This is a genomic window from Enterobacter sp. BNK-8 (genome assembly GCF_048685095.1).
In the GTDB taxonomy this organism is placed as follows: Bacteria; Pseudomonadota; Gammaproteobacteria; order Enterobacterales; family Enterobacteriaceae; genus Enterobacter; species Enterobacter quasiroggenkampii.
On record NZ_JBLQTN010000001.1, the window covers coordinates 3,204,939 to 3,226,274 of the forward strand.

Genomic DNA, 21,336 nt, shown 5'->3' on the forward strand with positions numbered 1-21,336 from the left:
CTGATTCTGAAATACTTATCGTTTTATTACGCGCGTAATTTGACGTCGATAGCGTCCTGCGCGCGGGTGCTGCGTTGGGAATCATGGCCGTGCTGACGGCCCGATACGTCCAGAACTTCTTGGTTGTTCACCAGCTCACCGAGGGTGATGTTGTTCAGGAAGCCGGTCAGACGGTCGCTCAGATCGCGCCACAGCGCGTGGGTCAGGCACTTATCGCCGCCCTGGCAGCCGCCTTTACCCTGGCAACGGGTCGCGTCAACGGATTCGTCAACTGCGCTGATCACTTCGCCAACTGCAATACTGCCCGCGTCTTTACCCAGCAGATAACCGCCGCCTGGGCCACGAACGCTGGAAACCAGTCCATTTTTACGCAGTCTGGAGAACAGCTGTTCCAGGTAAGAGAGGGAGATCCCTTGTCGTTCAGAAATATCAGCCAACGGAACCGGGCCCGCTTCGGAGTTGAGCGCAACGTCCAGCATCGCGGTCACGGCATAACGCCCTTTAGATGTCAGTCTCATGTCTTACTTAACCTCAAACTCGCCCCTGCCCGGGGTTTTTTATTGTAAAATGGGGTATTGCATAGCAGGGCCAAGTCTGACATTCCTGACTAAAATGGTCAACTATTTACTTGACTGTTTTAGTCAGGTATTTAACCTTCCGTGCCGTTTTTTGTCGGGTGACGCTTCGCGTACCCGACCGACGGTTTTGTAGGCCGGGTAAGCGAAGCGCCACCCGGCGAACAGACGACACTACTCTTTATTCTTTTGCTCAATCGACGCCAGGATCCCGCGCAGGATGTTCAGCTCCTGGCTTTCCGGACGCGCGCGGGTGAACAGACGGCGCAGCTTATTCATTACCTGACCCGGGTGGCCTTCGCGGATAAAGCCGGTCGAGAGCAGCGTCTGCTCCAGGTGACCGTAGAAACGCTCAAGGTCGTCCACCAGCGGGTAAGCCGTCTCTTCTTTAGGCTCAACCTCTTTTTCCTGCGTTGCCAGCCACGCCATACGCACTTCATAGGCGATAACCTGCACCGCCATCGCCAGGTTCAGCGAGCTGTACTCCGGGTTTGCCGCAATCGCGACGTGATAATGACACTTCTGCAGTTCGTCGTTGGTCAGGCCAACGCGCTCGCGGCCAAATACCAGCGCAACCGGTGCCTGTTCTGCTTCCGAGACACTTTTCAGGCCGCATTCACGCGGATCGAGCATTGGCCACGGCAGCGTGCGCGAACGCGCGCTGGTACCGACAACGAGGCTGCAGCCAGCCAGCGCTTCGTCAAGGGTATCGACGATCTGGGCATTGCCGATCACGTCGCTGGCCCCGGCCGCCAGCGCAATAGCCTGCGAGTCAGGTTTCACCAGCGGGTTAACCAGCCACAGGTTCGTTAAGCCCATGGTTTTCATAGCGCGGGCAACGGAGCCCATGTTGCCGGTATGCGATGTTTCGACCAGCACAATTCGAATGTTTTGCAGCATAATTTTTAATGTCTGAATTCAGTGTCTGAAGAATATTCGGGCATATTATCATAAACGGGAGACATAATCCGATCCCGCTGCTATACTCTGCGCCGATTTTCCTGTTCTTTAACATCCAGTGAGAGAGACCGATGCATCCGATGCTGACCATCGCCGTGCGCGCAGCGCGCAAGGCGGGTAATGTAATTGCCAAACACTACGAAACGCCAGACTCCGTAGAAACCAGCCAGAAAGGCAGCAATGATTTCGTGACAAACGTCGATAAAGCCGCAGAAGCGATTATTATCGAAACGATCCGCAAATCTTACCCACAGCACACCATCATCACCGAAGAAAGCGGTGAACATGAAGGTACCGATCAGGATGTTCAATGGGTTATCGATCCACTGGATGGCACCACCAACTTCGTCAAACGCCTGCCACACTTCTCTGTGTCTATCGCAGTACGCATTAAAGGCCGTACTGAAGTCGCCGTTGTGTACGATCCAATGCGTAACGAACTGTTCACCGCGACCCGCGGTCAGGGCGCGCAGCTGAACGGCTACCGTCTGCGCTGCAGCAACGCACGCGATCTGGACGGCACCATCCTGGCGACCGGTTTCCCGTTCAAGGCGAAACAGCACGCGACCACCTATATGAATATCCTGGGCAAACTGTTCACCGAATGCGCGGACTTCCGTCGCACCGGTTCTGCTGCGCTGGATCTGGCCTACGTGGCAACCGGCCGCGTTGACGGTTACTTCGAACTCTCACTGAAGCCATGGGATTTTGCTGCGGGCGAGCTGATCGCGCGTGAAGCAGGCGCCATTGTGTGCGACTTCACCGGCGGCCATAACTATATGTCTACCGGCAACATCGTTGCGGGTAACCCACGCGTTGTTAAAGCCATGCTGGCCAACATGCGTGATGAACTGAGCGATGCGCTGAAGCGTTAATCCAGTTTGTTAAGCCCGGTGGCGCTACGCTTACCGGGCCTACAAAATCCCTCTGTACGCTAGAAAGGCCGTAATCCCCTTCCCACCGGTACCGCACTCATCCACATTGTCACCGCAGCCACCAGCAGAATCACCCCACCCGCCAGCGCAAGCGTGGTCCACCCTATCTGTCGCCACAGCACCGGCGTTTTATTGCCGCTGAATTTGACCGCCAGCTGACGGAAGCTGTGTACCAGCAGCGCTAAAGACGAAATGGTGAGAGAGGTTCCTGCCGCCATCGCCAGCGCGGACAGCATGCCCCAGCCGAACACGCCGATGACCTTACTGAACAGCAGCACCATGATGGCACCCGAGCACGGGCGCATCCCCATCGAGAGAACAATCATTAGCCGCGCGCGCCAGTCGTCGCCGTTCTGTAATTGTTCCTGCGTGGGCAAATGCTGATGTCCGCAGCCGCAGTGTTCATCATGAACGTGATGCGGCGTAAAGGATTTGAACATGGGCTTTTTCAGCAGCGCGCGCAGTTTTTTCAGCGCCCGCCAGCACAGGATCAGCCCCAGCACGCCCACCAGCGCATAGCTCCCTTTCTCCAGCCAGAAGCTGCTCATGTGCAGCTGGCGCGCCGGAAGCTGCAAAAGTGAAAGCACAACAACGACCAGCGCAATCGCCACGCCGCCCTGTAGCAGCGAGGAAGCCAGCGTCAGGCCGATGCTCGATTTCAGCTTTGACGGATGGGTGGCGAGCCAGGTCGTAATCACGATTTTGCCGTGCCCCGGCCCTAGCGCGTGCAGAACGCCATAGACAAAACTGAACGCCAGCAGGGATCCGCCCGCTTTGGTCGGGTTCTCCGCCACCGCCTTCAGCAGTCCGCTCATCTGCTGGTTGACCTCACGCTGCCAGATAATGCTTTTCATCATGACCTGCGGCCAGGCCTGCCACAGCCACAGCGCGCCGCAAACCGCTAACAGCAAAAAGAGCGCCAGCGGCCAGAGATGCAGCCAGCGGCGAGGTTTCCGAACCGGAGAGGAGATCACTGACATTGTAACGTCACCTCCTGTGCGAACTGTTTACCCAATTCCATATCCTCGGGTGGGGCATCGTCCTTGTCGAGTGAGACCGCAAAGTTCAACATCTCTTCGCTGGGCTTCGGGGTATGAACGCCAATTTTGCAGCTTTTTTGCAGCGCGTCCGGCAGTCGTACGTCGCTGTCTTTGTCATAGCGCATATCAACATAGTAGGTGGGATCAAAAGTGGAAAACGTGTACGTTTGCCCGGCCAGCGGCTGAGGATGCGCCAGCGGAAGCACGAACGTCAGCACCGCCTGGTGCCCTTCACGCGTCATCCCGTATTCCGTTGGTCGGTTCAGAAATTTGACCTTTTGGCCGTTATGCCAGAACTCGGTGAAGTAATGCTGGCCGAGCACGTTGGCCATTACTTCCGCTGCCAACTTTTTCCAGATCTCGTCGCCGGGCTTCGCGTTTCCCGCGTCATAGAGCAGGTCAGCCGAGGTGATTTCATCCATCGTCCAGCGCATTTTCAGGCCACTCAATTGCGTGCCGTCGGTGACCAGCTCGGTTTTAAGGTCAATAAAGCTGTGAGGGTGTGCGCTGGCAGTTAAGCTGATAACCGCCAAAAATAACGCTATCGCACATTGTTTAACTGTTTGCATCAATTCCTCACGTCAAAAATTCTGTGATGTTCCCCAGCAATCCTGAATGAAAGGCCTGCCGGCGCGCTTTTCAGCGCTCATCCTTTAGCTATTCTTATCAAACATTCACACTGGATACCCGACAGATGATGACGACGCTTGAAATTCCATCTGTGCTTTCCAGTTCGCAGCGCCGCTGCCAGGTGCTTTTGATGCTTTACCTGCCCGATGCTGCCGTCACCGCACAGAGCATAATCGCTGCCAACGGCGTGGACGACGCGATGGCACGGCAAGATATAGCCGAGACGCGCGATGAAATCCAGCGCTATCACCGGCTGGATATCGTTACGCACCACGACGGCTGCTACCGGATTGAAGGCACAGCCCTGAATCAGCGTTTATGCCTGCTGCACTGGCTGCGCCGGGCGCTACGGCTTTGCCCGCAGTTCGTCTCGCACCAGTTTACCCCCGCATTAAAAACCGCGCTTAAACAACACGGCATCGCGCGCCCGCTTTACGACGATGCGAACCTGCGGGCGCTGATCGGCTTCTGCTCACGCAAGCTGCAGCGCCAGTTTGAATGCCGCGACGTCCAGTTTTTACAGCTCTATCTGCAATACTGCCTCATTCAGCACCAGCTCGGGAATACGCCGCAGTTTTCCCACGTTCAGCGCAGCTGGACCCAGTCGAGAGGGGAGTATTTTACGGCGCAGGAGATCGTGCGCCACTGGAGACGACGCGTCCCGCAGGGTGCCCACGGGGATGAACAGCTGTTTCTGGCGCTGCTGTTTATGATGCTCCGCACCCCCGATCCGGTGCTTGATAAGCACCAGCAGGATCAGCGTCTGCGCCGAGCCATCGTGCGCATGGTGGCCCGCTTTCGTTCGCAGACCGGGATGAACTTCAGCGATGAACAAGGGCTGACCGATCAGCTGTATATCCATCTGGCTCAGGCGCTTGACCGTTCGCTGTTTGAGATCGGCATCGACAATAGCCTGCCGGAGGAGATCCACCGCCTTTATCCCCGACTGTTACGCACGACGAAAGAGGCGCTGTTTGAGCTGGAGGCGGAATTTGGGCTACGTTTTTCCGATGAAGAGATGAGCCTCGTGGCGGTGATTTTTGGGGCCTGGCTGATGCAGGAGACTGACCTGCATGAAAAACAGGTGATCCTGCTGACGGGAGACGATAAAGCCAGTGAGGAGCAGATCGAACAGCAGCTTCGCGAGCTGACGCTGCTGCCGCTCAACATTCGCTATCTGACGCTGCAGGCTTTTCAGAAAGAGGGAGCGCCGCGCGAAGCCGCGCTGGTTATCACCCCCTACCCTACGGCCCTGCCGCTGTTCTCGCCGCCGTTGATTCATGCCGTTGAGACATTGAACGCGCAGCAGCAAGAACATATTCGCGCCATGCTGGAATCGTAGTTACGCGCGTGCGGCCACTTTAGGGCGAACAACGATGGCGGGCAAGGCGACCAGCGCCATCACCCAGAAGACGCCGTGCCCCAGGTGCTGATAGAGGAACCCCGCAAACACCGTCATGATCGCGATACTGCCCCCCATTGCCACTGCCGAATAGACGGCCTGCAGGCGAATCACGTCCCCGCCCTCGCGCGCAGCGATATAGCGCATGGCCGCCAGATGGCACACGGTAAAGGTGCCGCAGTGAAGAATTTGCGCCACAATCAGCCACGGCAGATCGGTCGTCCAGCCCATAATCCCCCAGCGCGCCACGCCGCACACGGCGGAAAGCAGCAGCAGGTCACGCGCGCCAAAGCGGCGGAACAGTTTTTTGCTCAGGGCAAAGATAATGACTTCGGCCACCACGCCCAGCGACCACAGATAGCCCACGGCGGAAGCGGAATATCCTGCGCCTTGCCAGTAGATGGCGCTGAAACCATAGTACGCCGCATGTGCCCCCTGAAGGAGGCACACGCACGCCAGAAAACGCCAGCTCTGTGCGACCAGGCTCCGCCATGCGGGCCAGCCAGCGCTCTCCTGATGGCGGCTTTCCCCTTGCGGCATCACCGATGGTCGCAGCAGCATGCCCAGCAGCATCGAGGCAATACCGATGCTCAACAGGGCAAGAATGGCGCGGTAATCGTACAGGCTGACCAGTTTGCCCACCAGCGCCGAGCCAATCACAAAGGCGATAGAGCCCCACAGGCGCACGCGACCGTAATCCATGGTGATCTGCTTTTGCCAGGTGTTCGCCAGGGCATCCGTTAAAGGCACCAGCGGTGAGAAGAACAGGTTAAAGCCGACCATCACCACCATCAGCCAGGCAAACTGGTGGCTGACCCAGAAGCAGGCCACAAAGACCAGGGTCAACAGAGCAAGAATACGCACAGCCTTGATCAGTAAGGAGGGATCGCTGACGCGCGGGGCGATCAGCAGGCTGCCGAGAAAACGCGCCACCAGCCCGGCTCCCAGCAGGACGCCGATGGTCTCGGGCGTCAGGCCGATACCCTTAAGCCAAACGCTCCAGAAAGGCAGAAAAATGCCGTAGCTAAAGAAATAGGTGAAATAACTGAGCGCCAGCCAGCGCGTGGAATGCAAGACCATGAATCCCTCCCGAAATCGAGGCCATAGTCTGGCGAGAATATAAAAATTAAGCAAGTAGATAGCCTGCTATAAATTAACGAAAATTTAACATTTTGCACAATCGTCTGGCTTATGGCAGGGAATGAAAATATGTATTACGTTTAAATTACTCCACTTGCAGAGGTTTTTCTGCCATGAACTCACTACGTTATCTCGATTTCGGCCAGTCACGTCACCTGCTGCTGCTCATTGGCCGCATCGCACTTGTCGTGCTGTTTATTATCTTTGGTTATCCAAAACTGACGGGGTTTAGCGGCACCGTACAATACATGACCTCGCTGGGCACGCCGATGCCCATGCTGGCGGCCATTATTGCGGTAGTCATGGAAGTGCCTGCCGCTATTCTGATCGTACTGGGGTTTTTCACCCGTCCTCTCGCGGTACTGTTTGTGTTCTACACTCTCGGAACGGCGGTGATTGGGCATCATTACTGGGATATGACCGGTGATGCGGTCGTACCGAATATGATTAACTTCTACAAGAATATCAGTATTGCTGGCGCCTTTATTTTGCTGGCGATTGTCGGACCTGGCGCCATCTCCCTGGACCGGCGTTAAGCCATAAAAAAAGGCCGCATGCGCGGCCTTTTTTATTTCTGCAAAGCAGAGGAATTATGCGTAAACCGGGAAGCGTGCGCAGATATCCAGAACTTTACCTTTGACGCGCTCGATGACGGCTTCGTCATTGATGTTGTCCAGAACGTCACACATCCAGCCAGCCAGCTCTTTCACTTCTGCTTCTTTGAAGCCGCGGCGAGTCACGGCCGGGGAACCGATACGGATACCGGACGTCACGAACGGGCTCTTCGGATCGTTTGGCACGCTGTTTTTGTTCACGGTGATGTTGGCGCGGCCCAGGGCTGCGTCAGCTTCTTTACCGGTCAGGTTCTTATCAACCAGATCCAGCAGGAACAGGTGGTTTTCAGTCCCGCCGGATACCACTTTGTAGCCACGGTTCAGGAACACTTCCACCATCGCTTTGGCGTTCTTAGCAACCTGCTGCTGGTAAACCTTGAACTCTGGCTCCATCGCTTCTTTCAGCGCGACCGCTTTTGCCGCGATAACGTGCATCAGTGGGCCGCCCTGCGCGCTTGGGAACACCGCGGAGTTCAGTTTTTTGTACAGCTCTTCGTCACCGCCTTTCGCCAGGATCAGGCCACCGCGTGGACCCGCCAGGGTTTTGTGGGTGGTGGTGGTCACAACGTGAGCGTGTGGAACCGGGTTCGGGTAAACGCCTGCAGCGATCAGACCCGCAACGTGCGCCATGTCAACGAACAGGTAAGCACCGATGCTGTCTGCGATTTCGCGCATTTTTGCCCAGTCAACGATACCGGAGTAAGCAGAGAAGCCACCGATGATCATCTTCGGTTTGTGCTCTTTAGCCTGCTTCGCCATGTCTTCGTAGTCAATTTTACCGGACTCATCAATACCGTAAGGGATGATGTTGTACAGTTTGCCGGAGAAGTTAACCGGGGAGCCGTGAGTCAGGTGGCCGCCCTGTGCCAGGTTCATACCCAGAACGGTATCGCCCGGCTGCAGCAGCGCGGTGTAGACCGCGAAGTTAGCCTGAGAGCCAGAGTGCGGCTGGACGTTTGCATAGTCAGCGCCAAAAAGTTCTTTCGCACGATCGATAGCCAGCTGCTCAACGATATCAACGTACTCGCAACCGCCGTAATAGCGTTTGCCCGGGTAACCTTCAGCGTATTTGTTGGTCAGCTGAGAACCCTGCGCCTGCATAACGCGCGGGCTGGTGTAGTTTTCGGAGGCGATCAGTTCGATGTGCTCTTCCTGACGTACTTTTTCCTGCTCCATAGCCTGCCACAGTTCGGCATCATAATCGGCAATGTTCATTTCACGCTTTAACATCCGCATCTCCTGACTCAGCTAACAAGTAAATTTTGGCCTGAAAAGGCAGTCCTGTTGGACGACGGGCAACAGTATAACTGATTAGTTGTGTGATAACAGGTCTTGACAAACGATTTTACGCAAACGTTTTCCTTCCCGCCACGCAAGGGTTTGAGGAATAAAGCGCTCGCCCTTTCCAGCGGATTTCTTTTCAGGTTTGTGATGCATATTTTTCATCTTGCAAAGAACCATTTACAACGCAGGGGTATTTTTTATAAGATGCATTTAAAATACATCATTAAAGTGACATCAAAAGGACGCGCTCATGCTCGACGCTCAAACCATCGCTACCGTAAAAGCCACCATTCCCCTGCTGGTGCAAACCGGCCCTAAACTCACCGCCCATTTCTACGATCGCATGTTCACGCACAACCCGGAGCTCAAAGAGATTTTCAACATGAGCAACCAGCGTAACGGCGATCAGCGTGAAGCGCTGTTCAACGCCATCGCGGCGTACGCCAGTAATATTGAAAACCTGCCAGCGTTGCTGCCTGCGGTGGAAAAAATCGCGCAGAAACATACCAGCTTCCAGATCCAACCCGAGCAGTACGACATCGTGGGTGGTCACCTGCTGGCAACCCTCGACGAAATGTTCAGCCCGGGCCAGGAGGTGCTGGACGCGTGGGGTAAAGCCTACGGAGTGCTGGCAAACGTGTTTATCAACCGTGAAGCGCAGATCTACAGCGAAAACGCCAGTAAGAACGGCGGCTGGGAAGGCACGCGCGCGTTCCGCATCGTTGAGAAAACGCCGCGCAGTGCGTTAATCACCAGCTTCGAGTTTGAGCCGGTGGACGGTCAACCGGTGGCCGATTACCAGCCAGGGCAGTATCTGGGCGTGTGGCTGAAGCCTGAAGGTTTCCCGCATCAGGAGATCCGTCAGTATTCTCTTACCCGCAAGCCAAACGGTAAAGGCTACCGCATTGCGGTGAAGCGTGAGGACGGCGGTCAGGTTTCCAGCTGGCTGCACAACGAAGCGAACGTGGGCGACGTGGTCCATCTGGCCGCGCCAGCGGGCGACTTCTTTATGACCGTTGAAGCCCATACGCCGGTCACGCTGATCTCTGCGGGCGTCGGCCAGACGCCGATGCTGGCGATGCTTGATACGCTGGCAAAATCACACCACGGTGCACAGGTTAACTGGTTCCATGCCGCCGAAAACGGCGACGTGCACGCTTTTGCGGATGAGGTGAAAACGCTCGGGGCCTCCCTGCCGCGTTTCACCGCGCACACCTGGTATCGCCTGCCGACGGATGCAGATCGCGCAGCCGCACGGTTTGACAGCGAAGGTCTGATGAATTTAAGCCAGATGGAAGGGGCGTTTAGCGCGCCGGACATGCAGTTCTACGTCTGTGGACCGGTGGCGTTTATGCAGTATGCCGCGCAGCAGCTGGTGGGGCTGGGTGTGAACAAAGACAGCATTCATTACGAGTGCTTCGGCCCGCATAAGGTGCTGTAATCGCCCGGCGGCGCTTCGCTTGCGCGGGCCTACGAAGAGTTTTGTAGGCCGGGTAAGCGCAGCGCCACCCGGCAAGAACGTTAAATCGCGGCGTCGTCTTCTTCGCCGGTACGGATACGGATGACGCGCGCCACGTCAAAGACGAAGATTTTACCGTCGCCAATTTTGCCGGTTTGCGCCGTGCGGATAATGGTGTCCACGCAGGTGTCCACGATATCGTCGCTGACCACGATTTCAATTTTCACTTTCGGCAGAAAGTCGACCATGTATTCTGCGCCACGGTAAAGCTCGGTGTGACCTTTCTGACGACCAAAACCTTTCACTTCCGTCACGGTCATCCCGGTGATGCCGACTTCCGCCAGCGCTTCACGCACATCATCCAGTTTGAAAGGTTTAATAATCGCATCAATCTTTTTCATGGTGGGTCCTTAAACTCTTGCCTGTAAGCTGCCTCGTAATCGATTGCTCACAGTACCATATTCAGGCGAATTTTGCGGTACTACTCTTTAAAATCGTTCGCTTCCAGCTCGTGACGCGAGAGCAGCTTGTAAAACTCGGTGCGGTTGCGTCCGGCCATCCGCGCCGCGTGGGTCACGTTGCCTTTGGTGATCTGCAGCAGCTTGCGCAGATAGTTCAGCTCAAACTGGTTACGCGCTTCGGCAAACGTCGGCAGCGCCGTGTTTTCCCCTTCCAGCGCCTGCTCCACCAGCGCGTCGCTGATGACCGGTGAGGAGGTCAGCGCCACGCACTGCTCAATCACGTTGACCAACTGACGCACGTTACCCGGCCAGCTTGCGGCCATCAGCCGCTTCATCGCATCGGTGGAAAACGCGCGCACGAACGGTTTATGACGATCGGCCGCCTGACGCAAAAGATGGTTCGCCAGCAGCGGGATGTCTTCCGCACGTTCGGCCAGCGCCGGGATCTTCAGGTTGACCACGTTCAGACGGTAGTAGAGATCTTCGCGGAACTCGTTGCGGGCCATCACTTTTGGCAGATCGCGGTGGGTAGCGGAGATAATTCGCACGTTAATATCGATATCGCGGTTGCTGCCCAGCGGGCGCACTTTGCGCTCCTGCAGCACGCGCAGCAGCTTGACCTGCAGCGGCGCGGGCATGTCGCCAATCTCGTCCAGGAACAGCGTGCCGCCTTCCGCCGCCTGGAACAGCCCTTCACGGCTGCTTACCGCGCCGGTGAATGCGCCGCGGGCATGACCAAACAGTTCGGATTCAAGCAGCTGCTCCGGGAGCGCGCCGCAGTTAATCGCAATAAAGGCGTTCTTGCTGCGCGGGCTGGCGTTATGAATCGCCTGCGCGAGGATCTCTTTTCCGGTTCCGCTCTGGCCGTTGATGAGCACGCTGACGTCAGACTGCGCCACCATCCTCGCCTGTTCAAGCAGGCGCAGCATCACGGGACTGCGGGTGACGATAGGCTCCCGCCACGCTTCATCCCCCGCCGGAGCGGCATGTTCCAGCGCGCTGTCGATAGCCTTATACAGCGCGTCTTTGTCCACCGGCTTGGTCAGGAAACTGAATACCCCCTGCTGCGTCGCGGCAACCGCATCCGGGATCGACCCGTGCGCGGTCAGGATAATCACGGGCATCCCCGGCTGCTGCTTCTGGATCTCCGCAAACAGCTGCAGGCCGTCCATTTCATCCATCCGCAGGTCGCTTATCACCAGATCGATTTTCTCGCGGCTGAGAATTTTCAGCCCCTCCAGCCCGCTTTCCGCGGTCACGACGCTGTAGCCTTCACTCACCAGACGCATCCCCAGCAGCTTTAACAGACCGGGATCGTCATCCACCAGTAAGAGATGGGCTGGTTTACGGCTCGTCATGCTTCACATCCTCTTGTTTCGGCGTATCGCTGTCCGGCGCAGCGGATGAACTCCCCGGCTGATATTTACGCGACGAGAGCTGTCTTTCGATATCGGTCAGGTTCTCCAGCTTACGCGTTGTGGTATCCAGCTGCGTACGTAAATGTTGCTGCTGTTGGCGCAGCGTATCAAGCTCGCTATCGGTTGACTGTTGCAGCTTGCTGTAGCGGGAGCGCTCTTCAGAAAGCTGAAGCTGTAGCGTCTGTCCCTCGCGCCAGAGCTGGTATACCGGGCGGATCTGTACCGGAAGATTGACTACAAACGTGTCCAGTCGGGTCACGTTGGCGCGGCGTTCGACGGGAGTGATTTTCGCATCCGCCAGCAAAATCCCACGCTTGAACGCGTCCTGCCAGGTATCATCATCCAGCATCGCCGCTTTCGCGCGGGCATCAACCGGCGCCAGACGCTGGGAGCAGTCTATCCCGCGCAGCCAGAACAGCGGGTTACTTTCGACGTCATGCCCTGAGAGGTTCCAGATGTCGTCACAGCGGGTTGAGAGGAAATCGGCCAGCTGGTTATCGGGCCATTTATCTTCTTGTTTATCGCTAATCGCACTTTGCGGCACATGGGAAACACACCCAGCCAGAAATAAACAGGGCAGGCTCAGGCGAAGCGTGCTGCGGGAAAACACCGCGCGTACGGCGCGGGAAAAGACGTGTGACATACTCACCAGACATAGATTCATTTTATTGATTTTTCCGGCTCAGGGGCAGTTCAATACGGAAGCAAACATCCGAACGTTCGTCCGTGGCAATGTTTAGCTCACCCTGCATGCGTCGTATGCAGTCCCGGGCGATGCTTAAGCCCAGACCACTGCCTTTCACCGCACCTTTCCGCTGATGACTCCCCTGGAAAAAGGGCTCGAAGATCATGGTTTTTTCGTCATCGGGGATCGGGGTGCCGGTGTTAGCGACGTCTATAAACACCCGGAAACCCTTCGTATAGCTTCGGATATAAATGTTACCGGATTCAGTACCATAGTGCACCGCATTGGAATAAAGATTATCCAGCACGCTCATTAGCAGCATGGGTTCAGCGAGACAGGTCGGCGCATTCAGCTCTACACCGGTATGCATCATTTTAGCTCTTGCTGGCAAGCTATGGGCGGAGATCACCATATCCACCAGCGGTTCAATGTCGACGTTTTCCAGTACAACCGCCCCGTCAGCCAGCTTGCGGTTGTAATCCAGCAGTTGCTCAATCAGCTTCTGCAGATTGCGGCTGCTGTTATCCAGGATCTCGACAATTTCTTTCTGTTCGGGCGTAAGCGGCCCTGCCACTTCGTCCGCCAGCAGTTCCGTCCCTTCGCGCATGCTGGCGAGCGGCGTTTTAAGCTCATGGGAGATATGGCGCAGGAACTGATGACGCTGTGATTCAAGCCACGCCAGGCGCTCGGACAGCCAGATAATGCGCTGGCCTACGGATCGCAGCTCGCGGGGACCTTTAAAGGCGACCGTATCTCCGAGTGATTTCCCCTCCCCCAGGCGGTTGATCATCCGCTGAATGCCCTTCACCGGGCCGATGATCATGCGGGTAAAGAGCAGAACCAGCCCGAGGCTCACGAGGAACAGCACCAGCGCCTGCCAGCCGAAGAACTGGCCGCGCTCGGCGATCTCCTGCTGAAGCTGCTGGCCGCGCGAGAAAATCACCGTGCGCGTTGACTGCACCATCTCGGTGTTCGCGTTGGCGAAGGCTTCCAGGCGCGCGGCGGCGGCGGCATCGGGTCCACTATTTTGGCACTGCAGCTGTGCGAGATCGTTCAGATCCTGACGTAACGCCTGATACAGCTTGTCGTCAGGCAATACGCCGGCGTGGGCATCCAGCATTTCGCTGTAGCGCTTGCGCTGACTCTGGTACACCTTTTCCAGCGTGCGATCGTCAAGCACGCAGTACTGACGATAGCTGCGCTCCATCTCCAGGGCGGCGTTGGTCATGGCCTCACTGCGCCGGGCGTCAATGAGCGTCGTGCGGTTGGTTAATGCCGCCTGCGCGCTCAGCGCGTTCAGGCTTTGCCACGCCTGCCAGGCAAGGATCAGCAACGGCAGCAGGATCAGCAGAAAGGCCATCATGACGAGCTGTCGCAGGGAGCGGGGAAAAACGGGCCAGCGTTTCAACGCATTACTCTCTTAATGGGGTTTACGCAGAGCGTAACTGAGTCTGCCCTTCAGATACAACAAAGCCGGGTAAAAACCCGGCTTTGTCATGGAATGAGGCGGTGCCTAACTCGACGTTTCGCCCTGGCCTGATAAAGCATCGCTATGATCAGTAGTTGGACGGCAGGCACCTTTTTGTGCGTCATTCGAAGTTTATGTAGCACGTCCCGAAGGGGCTGACATAAGAAGGTGAATGAGCCACTGGTTAATATTATGCAACACTCGTGCCAGAATGCAAAACAAAAAATTAACACCTTGAAATATATGATTTTTACTCGTTTAACCCGTTCGTTATCGGTTGAATGATTTTCAGGCTAAGTGTCGCTGTTTAGCAACACCTTAGCGGAAACCTTTCCTGCTGCATATAAATCAATAAGTTAAATGTCTCCTTTTGGAGACACCCAAACTAAAGTGTTGTCGCGATTTTGCGACAGAGACAAAAAAGCCCGGTGGCGCTCGCGCTTACCGGGCCTACAGTCAGGACGCTAAACTTAACCCAGCTGCTTACGCGCGTTGCGGAAGATACGCATCCACGGGCTGTCCTCGCCCCAGTTTTCCGGGTGCCAGGAGTTGCTCACGGTGCGGAACACGCGTTCCGGGTGCGGCATCATGATGGTTGCACGACCGCTTTCGCTGGTTACCGCGGTAATACCGTTCACCGAACCGTTCGGGTTGGCCGGGTAGGTTTCCGTGACCTTGCCGAAGTTATCGACAAAGCGCAGCGCTACCAGACCTTTGCTCTCCAGCTGAGCCAGATGCGCGGCATCACGCACTTCGACCTGACCTTCGCCGTGGGACACCGCGATTGGCATCTGTGAACCGACCATTCCCTGCAGCAGCAGAGACGGGCTCTGGGTCACTTCCACCAGGCTGAAGCGCGCTTCAAAGCGGTCAGACTGGTTACGCACAAAGCGCGGCCAGGCTTCGCTGCCCGGGATCAGCTCGCGCAGGTTAGACATCATCTGGCAGCCGTTACACACGCCCAGCGCCAGGGTCTGCGGACGATGGAAGAAGGTTTCGAACTCGTCGCGCACGAGGCTGTTGAAGAGGATAGATTTCGCCCAGCCCTCGCCCGCACCCAGCACGTCACCGTAGGAGAAACCACCGCACGCCACCAGCGCCTGGAAATCTTCCAGACCGGTACGTCCGGCCAGCAGGTCGCTCATGTGAACGTCGATAGCGTCAAAGCCCGCGCGGTGGAAGGCGGCAGCCATCTCAACGTGGGAGTTAACGCCCTGCTCGCGCAGCACGGCCACTTTCGGACGCGCACCGGTCGCAATGTACGGCGCGGCGATGTCTTCGTTGATGTCGAAGGAGAGCTTCACGTTCAGGCCTGGATCCTGGTCATTGGCCTTCGCGTTGTGCTCCTGATCGGCACATTCCGGGTTATCACGCAGGCGCTGCATCTGCCAGGTGGTTTCCGCCCACCACATGCGCAGCGTGGTGCGGCTTTCGCTGAACACGGCGTGACCGTCAGCTTCAATGACGAAGCGATCGCCCTGAACGGCTTTACCCAGATAGTGCACGCAGTCAGCCAGACCGTGCTGCGCCAGAATCGCTTCAACCGCGTCGCGATCTGCCGCACGCACCTGAATCACGGCGCCCAGCTCTTCGTTAAACAGCGCCGCCAGACGATCTTCGCCCAACGTAGCGATGTTGGCTTCAACCCCACAGTGGCCGGTGAAGGCCATCTCAGCCAGGGTCACCAGCAGGCCGCCGTCGGAACGGTCGTGGTAGGCCAGCAGCTTACGCTGCGCCACCAGCGCCTGGATGGCGTCGTAGAAGCCTTTCAGCTGCGCCACGTCGCGCACGTCGGCTGGCTTATCGCCAAGCTGACGGTAAACCTGCGCCAGCGCGGTGGCGCCCAGCGCGTTGTGGCCTTTACCCAGGTCAATCAGCAGCAGGGCGTTATCTTCGGTCGCCAGCTGCGGCGTAACGGTGTGACGTACGTCTTCCACGCGGGCAAACGCGGTGATCACCAGCGACAGCGGGGAGGTCATCTCGCGCTGCTCGTTACCTTCCTGCCAGCGGGTTTTCATCGACATGGAGTCTTTGCCCACCGGAATGGTCAGGCCGAGGGCAGGACACAGCTCCTCACCCACCGCCTTCACGGCTTCATACAGGCCAGCGTCTTCGCCTGGGTGACCGGCAGCGGCCATCCAGTTTGCGGACAGCTTGATACGTTTGATGTCGCCAATCTGCGTGGCGGCAATGTTGGTCAGCGCTTCACCGACCGCCAGACGGGCAGAGGCCGCGAAGTCCAGCAGCGCGACCGGGGTGCGTTCACCCAGCGCCATCGCTTCGCCGTAGTAGCTGTCGAGGCTCGCGGTGGTCACGGCGCAGTTCGCCACCGGGATCTGCCACGGGCCAACCATCTGATCGCGGGATACCATACCGGTCACGGTACGGTCGCCGATGGTCACCAGGAAGGTTTTCTCAGCAACAGCTGGCAGGTGCAGCACGCGATTAACGGCTTCAGCCACGGTAATGCCCTGGCGATCCAGCGCTTTGCCCGCCGCTTTACGGGTCTGCACGTCGCGGGTCATCTTCGGTGTTTTACCGAGCAGAACGTCGAGCGGCAGATCGATCGGCTGGTTGTCGAAATGGGTGTCGCTCAGAGTCAGGTGCTGCTCTTCGGTCGCTTCACCGATGACGGCATACGGCGCGCGCTCGCGGCGGCACAGCTCGTCAAACAGCGGCAGCTGATCCGCCGCAACGGCCAGCACGTAGCGCTCCTGGGATTCGTTACACCAGATTTCCAGTGGGCTCATGCCCGGCTCATCGCTCAGGATATCGCGCAGGTTGAAACGGCCACCGCGACCGCCGTCGCTCACCAGCTCCGGCATGGCGTTGGACAGACCGCCCGCGCCCACGTCGTGGATAAAGAGGATCGGGTTAGCATCGCCCAGCTGCCAGCAGCGGTCGATCACTTCCTGGCAGCGACGCTCCATCTCAGGGTTGTCACGCTGCACGGACGCGAAGTCGAGATCCGCATCAGACTGGCCGGAGGCCATCGAAGAGGCCGCACCGCCGCCCAGACCGATGTTCATCGCCGGGCCGCCGAGCACGATCAGCTTCGCGCCGACGACGATCTCGCCTTTCTGCACGTGATCGGCACGGATGTTGCCGATCCCGCCCGCCAGCATGATCGGTTTGTGGTAGCCGCGCAGCTCTTCGCCGTTGTGGCTGTCCACTTTCTCTTCATAGGTACGGAAGTAACCGTTCAGCGCCGGACGACCAAATTCGTTGTTAAACGCCGCGCCGCCCAGCGGGCCTTCGGTCATGATATCCAGCGCGGTCACAATGCGCTCTGGCTTGCCGAAATCTTCTTCCCACGGCTGTTCAAAGCCCGGGATACGCAGGTTGGAGACGGAGAAACCGACCAGACCCGCTTTGGGTTTTGCACCACGACCGGTCGCCCCTTCGTCACGGATTTCACCGCCGGAGCCGGTCGCCGCCCCCGGCCACGGGGAGATCGCGGTCGGGTGGTTGTGGGTTTCAACCTTCATCAGGATATGCGCGGGCTCCTGATGGAAGTCATAGCGCCCTGCTTCGCGATCGGCGAAGAAGCGGCCCACCTCGGAACCTTCCATCACCGCGGCGTTGTCTTTATAGGCAGACAGCACGTGGTCAGGGGTTTGCTCCATGGTGTTTTTGATCATTTTGAACAGCGACTTTGGCTGCTGTTCGCCGTCAATAATCCAGTCGGCATTGAAAATCTTGTGACGGCAGTGCTCAGAGTTCGCCTGCGCGAACATATAGAGCTCGATGTCGTTCGGGTTACGGTTGAGCTTAACGAACGCATCCTGCAGGTAGTCGATTTCGTCTTCTGCCAGCGCCAGGCCGAGACGCAGGTTGGCGTCAATCAGTGCCTGACGGCCCTGCCCCAGCAGGTCCACGCTCTGTACCGGCGCAGGCTGATGGTGGGAGAAAAGCTTCTGCGCGTCATCGAGAGAGGCAAACACGCTCTCCATCATGCGGTCGTGCAGTTCAGCCGCAACCGCCTGCCACTGCGCGTCGCTCAGGGTAGAGGCTTCCACGTAGTACGCCACGCCACGCTCCAGACGGTTAATCTGGCTCAGGCCACAGTTGTGGGCGATGTCGGTGGCTTTGGAAGACCAGGGGGAGATGGTGCCCGGACGCGGCGTCGCAAGGATCAGTTTGCCGGTTGGCGTATGGCTGCTGAGGCTTGGGCCATACTTGAGCAGGCGTTCCAGCTGTACGCGCTCCTCTGCATTCAGGGGGGCATTCAGGTCAGCAAAATGGACATACTCAGCGTAAATATTGCTTACCGGAAGGTCGGCCGCCTGAAAACGTGCCAGCAGTTTGGTAATACGGAAGGCAGACAGTGCAGGCGAACCACGCAGAATTTCCATCATAAGTCTCTCGTCTTCGAAGCGCCGGGGCGCTTACAGTGTGCGCAAGGGGGGAAAACGGGCGTCATTATAGAGAATCCTGAGCGCCGACGAAACCGTTTGCGTCGAAATAAAATTGACGAAGAGATTTAACAATAGATGTGACCTGTCTCTCTAATTGGTTGCCAAGTGGCGCAAGTTTACGCAAAATGCCGCTCATTCAATGGCAAACCTTATTGTTAACATGGCTACAGCAGACTGAGGCAACCGGCGTCGCAGAGAATTAACTAATTGAAAAAATTAAAGATTAATTATCTGCTCATCGGCATTGTAACGTTGCTGCTGGCAGTGGCCCTCTGGCCTTCCCTCCCCTGGATCGGCAAAGCCGAAAACCGTATCGCCGCCATTCAGGAGCGGGGGGAATTGCGCGTCAGTACCCTTAACTCTCCGCTGATTTACAGCGACATCAACGGCAAAATCATTGGTCTGGATTATGAACTGGCACAACAGTTCGCCGATTATCTTGGCGTGAAGCTAAAAATCACCGTCCGCCAGAATATCAACCAGCTGTTTGATGACCTCGATAACGACGATGCCGATATGCTTGCCGCTGGGCTGGTGTATAACAGCGAGCGCAGCAAAAACTACCAGCCAGGCCCGACCTACTACTCCGTTTCGCAGCAGCTGGTTTATCGCGTCGGGAGTCTGCGCCCGCGCTCGCTGGCCTCGATTAACGATCGGCAGCTGACGATTGCCCCCGGTCACGTGGTGATTGACGATCTGCGTGAGCTCAAGGAGAAGAAATATCCGGACCTGAGCTGGACGGTGGATGCGAAACTCGGCACGACGGAGCTGCTGGAGCAGGTAAAAGATCAGAAAGTCCCCTATACCATCGCCGATTCGGTCGCGATCAGCCTGTTCCAGCGGGTACATCCAGAAATCGCCGTGGCGCTGGACGTCACCGACGAGCAGCCTGTGACCTGGTTTACTCAGCTCGATGACGATCAGACCCTCTCTGCCGCGATGCTCGATTTCTTCAACACCATGAATGAAGACGGTACGCTGGCGCGCCTGGAGGAGAAGTACCTCGGGCATGGTGATGACTTTGACTACGTTGACACCCGCAGCTTCCTGCGTGCGGTAGACAGTGTCCTGCCGGACCTGCAGCCGCTGTTCGAAAAATACGCCCAGGAAATTGACTGGAAACTGCTGGCGGCTATTTCTTATCAGGAATCCCACTGGGATACCCAGGCCACGTCTCCGACTGGCGTACGTGGTTTGATGATGTTAACCAAAAATACCGCGCTGAGCCTGGGCGTCAATGACCGTACCGATGCGGAACAGAGCATCAGCGGCGGCGCGCGCTACCTGCAGGATATGATGGCCAAAGTCCCGGAAACGGTGCCGGAAGAGGAGCGGATCTGGTTCGCGCTGGCGGCCTACAATATGGGCTATGCGCATATGCTGGATGCGCGAGCGCTGACGGCAAAAACGAAAGGCAACCCGGACAGCTGGTCAGACGTAAAGCAGCGGCTGCCGCTGCTAAGCCAGAAGCCATGGTATAACAAGCTGACGTACGGCTACGCGCGCGGGCATGAAGCCTACGCCTACGTGGAAAATATCCGTAAATATCAGATTAGCCTGGTCGGGTATCTGCTGGAGAAAGAGAAAGAGGCGACAGAGGCCAAACAGCTGGCCCAAAGCTACCCTGTCGTGGCGCCGGATGAGCTTAATCGGCCGACGGCTTCAATTCTGCCTTTTGCTGCTTTTTCTGCTGACGGCGCATTCGAAAGAAATCGCTTAATAGCCCCGAACACTCTGGTGCAAGCACCCCGCCGATAGTCTTCACCTGGTGGTTCATCCCCGGGTGACCCAGCACGTCCATCAGTGAACCGGCCGCGCCGGTTTTTTCATCCCGCGCACCGAAGACCAGAGTCCCGATCCGGCTGTGTACCATCGCCCCGGAGCACATTACGCACGGCTCCAGCGTCACATACAGCGTGGTATCAAGCAGGCGATAGTTTTGCAGCACCAGACCGCCCTGACGAAGCGCCATGATTTCGGCGTGCGCCGTCGGATCGTGGCGGCCAATGGGACGGTTCCACCCTTCACCAATCACCTGGTTATTGTGGACCAGCACGGCGCCCACGGGCACTTCGCCCTCGTCCCAGGCACGCTGAGCCAGCGTCAGCGCATGGCGCATCCAGTATTCATGGTCGAGTTCAGGGTTGGACAACGGTTGATACTCCAGTCGAAAAGCGGGGCGCATTATACACGCCGATTATGGATAAGACTATTCGAGTTGCTGGAGTTCACCTGATGGCGTAACGCGCCAGCGGTGCTGGCAAAAATAGAGCAGCGGGTTGTCCTGTTTACTGTCGCTGTAGCCGCTGTACAGGCGCAGCGGCGTACCGATGCGTTTCTCCAGCTGGACCACTTTTTCATGTCCCAGGCAGCGCATCGTCAGCACCCAACCTCCGTAGCCGCGGGCAATTTGCGTGGCAATAAGATTCACGCGCGGAAGCCAGGGGGTATCAAAATAGACTTGCTCCACCAGCGTCTGCGGGGAGCCGGTAATCAGCCAGATGTCCGCATCATTCGCGTCGAGATAGCCCGTAAGGCGCGCCTGCACCACCGGAAAGGCGGCAACGTGGCCGCGAAACCAGTGCGCAAAATCCTGCTCCAGCTGTTTAAGCCGCGCTTCGCTGTGCCCAAACGTACATCCCCACAGCAACAGGCTCATCGGCCATCGCGCCGCACGGCCTTTCACCAGCAGCGCGATACCGATCGCCGGTAAGAGCGGTAGCACGAGCAGCGCATTCAGAGGTAGACGCCGCAGCAGGTAACGCATAAACGTACCAAACATATCCTGCTGATGCAGCGTGCCATCCAGGTCGAAAAAGACAACGCGACGCGCGTGATTTGCCAAAC

General features: G+C 57.3%; 18 protein-coding genes. 5 read left to right on the plus strand and 13 right to left on the minus strand.

From position 1 onward, the window contains the following. Window positions 1-26 precede the first annotated feature (26 nt). Window positions 27-518, minus strand: coding sequence for a Fe-S cluster assembly transcriptional regulator IscR (iscR, locus tag ACMGGU_RS15435; protein ID WP_045399615.1), 492 nt, complete (start codon window positions 516-518; stop codon window positions 27-29). Window positions 519-749: 231 nt separating this feature from the next. Continuing rightward, entirely contained in the window at window positions 750-1,475 is a 726-nt protein-coding gene (gene trmJ, locus ACMGGU_RS15440) for a tRNA (cytosine(32)/uridine(32)-2'-O)-methyltransferase TrmJ (RefSeq protein WP_008502159.1), read from the minus strand. A gap of 131 nt (window positions 1,476-1,606) precedes the next feature. On the opposite strand from trmJ, the gene suhB reads away from it, so the two are divergent. Continuing rightward, complete coding sequence (gene suhB, locus ACMGGU_RS15445) at window positions 1,607-2,410, plus strand: inositol-1-monophosphatase (protein ID WP_003860668.1); 804 nt, start codon at window positions 1,607-1,609, stop codon at window positions 2,408-2,410. A gap of 59 nt (window positions 2,411-2,469) precedes the next feature. Here the strand turns inward: suhB and ACMGGU_RS15450 are convergent, their stop codons facing one another. Continuing rightward, entirely contained in the window at window positions 2,470-3,450 is a 981-nt protein-coding gene (locus tag ACMGGU_RS15450) for a nickel/cobalt transporter (RefSeq protein WP_420300708.1), read from the minus strand. Then, window positions 3,441-4,079, minus strand: a complete 639-nt coding sequence (locus tag ACMGGU_RS15455; protein ID WP_048029583.1) for a DUF1007 family protein — start codon at window positions 4,077-4,079, stop codon at window positions 3,441-3,443. Before ACMGGU_RS15455 ends, ACMGGU_RS15450 begins: the two co-directional genes overlap by 10 nt. 125 nt (window positions 4,080-4,204) lie before the next feature. Between ACMGGU_RS15455 and csiE the strand changes: the two genes are divergently transcribed. Continuing rightward, window positions 4,205-5,482 (plus strand): stationary phase inducible protein CsiE, encoded by a 1,278-nt coding sequence (csiE, locus tag ACMGGU_RS15460; protein WP_126534752.1) that lies wholly within the window; start codon window positions 4,205-4,207, stop codon window positions 5,480-5,482. On the opposite strand, the gene ACMGGU_RS15465 is transcribed toward csiE, so the two are convergent. Continuing rightward, a complete protein-coding gene (locus ACMGGU_RS15465; protein WP_048226250.1) occupies window positions 5,483-6,622 on the minus strand; it encodes a 3-phenylpropionate MFS transporter in 1,140 nt (379 codons plus the stop codon). Between the two features lie 173 nt (window positions 6,623-6,795). On the opposite strand from ACMGGU_RS15465, the gene ACMGGU_RS15470 reads away from it, so the two are divergent. Further along, on the plus strand, window positions 6,796-7,218 hold the full coding sequence (locus tag ACMGGU_RS15470) for a DoxX family protein (RefSeq protein WP_024908634.1): 423 nt from the start codon (window positions 6,796-6,798) through the stop codon (window positions 7,216-7,218). Window positions 7,219-7,272: 54 nt separating this feature from the next. Here ACMGGU_RS15470 and glyA read toward each other — a convergent pair whose 3' ends face one another. Beyond that, on the minus strand, window positions 7,273-8,526 hold the full coding sequence (gene glyA / locus ACMGGU_RS15475; protein WP_008502165.1) for a serine hydroxymethyltransferase: 1,254 nt from the start codon (window positions 8,524-8,526) through the stop codon (window positions 7,273-7,275). Between the two features lie 304 nt (window positions 8,527-8,830). On the opposite strand from glyA, the gene hmpA reads away from it, so the two are divergent. Beyond that, window positions 8,831-10,021: an NO-inducible flavohemoprotein gene (gene hmpA / locus ACMGGU_RS15480; RefSeq protein ID WP_252077936.1), complete on the plus strand. Its 1,191-nt coding sequence runs from the start codon at window positions 8,831-8,833 to the stop codon at window positions 10,019-10,021. 80 nt (window positions 10,022-10,101) lie between these two features. Here hmpA and glnB read toward each other — a convergent pair whose 3' ends face one another. The 5 genes from glnB to purL form a co-directional block, all read right to left on the minus strand. Next, window positions 10,102-10,440 carry a nitrogen regulatory protein P-II gene (gene glnB, locus ACMGGU_RS15485; protein WP_003860685.1) on the minus strand — a complete coding sequence of 113 codons (339 nt, stop codon included), beginning with the start codon at window positions 10,438-10,440 and terminating at the stop codon, window positions 10,102-10,104. Window positions 10,441-10,520: 80 nt separating this feature from the next. Beyond that, on the minus strand, window positions 10,521-11,858 hold the full coding sequence (gene glrR, locus ACMGGU_RS15490) for a two-component system response regulator GlrR (protein WP_045908542.1): 1,338 nt from the start codon (window positions 11,856-11,858) through the stop codon (window positions 10,521-10,523). Next, the gene (qseG, locus tag ACMGGU_RS15495; RefSeq protein ID WP_063622277.1) at window positions 11,845-12,582 is read right to left on the minus strand and encodes a two-component system QseEF-associated lipoprotein QseG; all 738 of its coding nucleotides are present in this window, start codon (window positions 12,580-12,582) and stop codon (window positions 11,845-11,847) included. The genes glrR and qseG overlap by 14 nt, the downstream gene beginning before the upstream one ends. 1 nt (window position 12,583) lies before the next feature. Continuing rightward, window positions 12,584-14,011, minus strand: coding sequence for a two component system sensor histidine kinase QseE/GlrK (gene qseE, locus ACMGGU_RS15500; RefSeq protein WP_262781313.1), 1,428 nt, complete (start codon window positions 14,009-14,011; stop codon window positions 12,584-12,586). A gap of 530 nt (window positions 14,012-14,541) precedes the next feature. After that, a complete protein-coding gene (gene purL / locus ACMGGU_RS15505; protein ID WP_262797265.1) occupies window positions 14,542-18,429 on the minus strand; it encodes a phosphoribosylformylglycinamidine synthase in 3,888 nt (1,295 codons plus the stop codon). 267 nt (window positions 18,430-18,696) lie between these two features. On the opposite strand from purL, the gene mltF reads away from it, so the two are divergent. Continuing rightward, window positions 18,697-20,247, plus strand: a complete 1,551-nt coding sequence (mltF, locus tag ACMGGU_RS15510; RefSeq protein WP_048029578.1) for a membrane-bound lytic murein transglycosylase MltF — start codon at window positions 18,697-18,699, stop codon at window positions 20,245-20,247. On the opposite strand, the gene tadA is transcribed toward mltF, so the two are convergent. Together tadA and yfhb are read right to left on the minus strand one after the other, a co-directional pair. After that, on the minus strand, window positions 20,135-20,641 hold the full coding sequence (tadA, locus tag ACMGGU_RS15515; RefSeq protein WP_214608234.1) for a tRNA adenosine(34) deaminase TadA: 507 nt from the start codon (window positions 20,639-20,641) through the stop codon (window positions 20,135-20,137). The genes mltF and tadA overlap by 113 nt on opposite strands. 57 nt (window positions 20,642-20,698) lie before the next feature. Next, window positions 20,699-21,334, minus strand: a complete 636-nt coding sequence (yfhb, locus tag ACMGGU_RS15520; RefSeq protein ID WP_045908537.1) for a phosphatidylglycerophosphatase C — start codon at window positions 21,332-21,334, stop codon at window positions 20,699-20,701. Window positions 21,335-21,336: the final 2 nt, after the last annotated feature.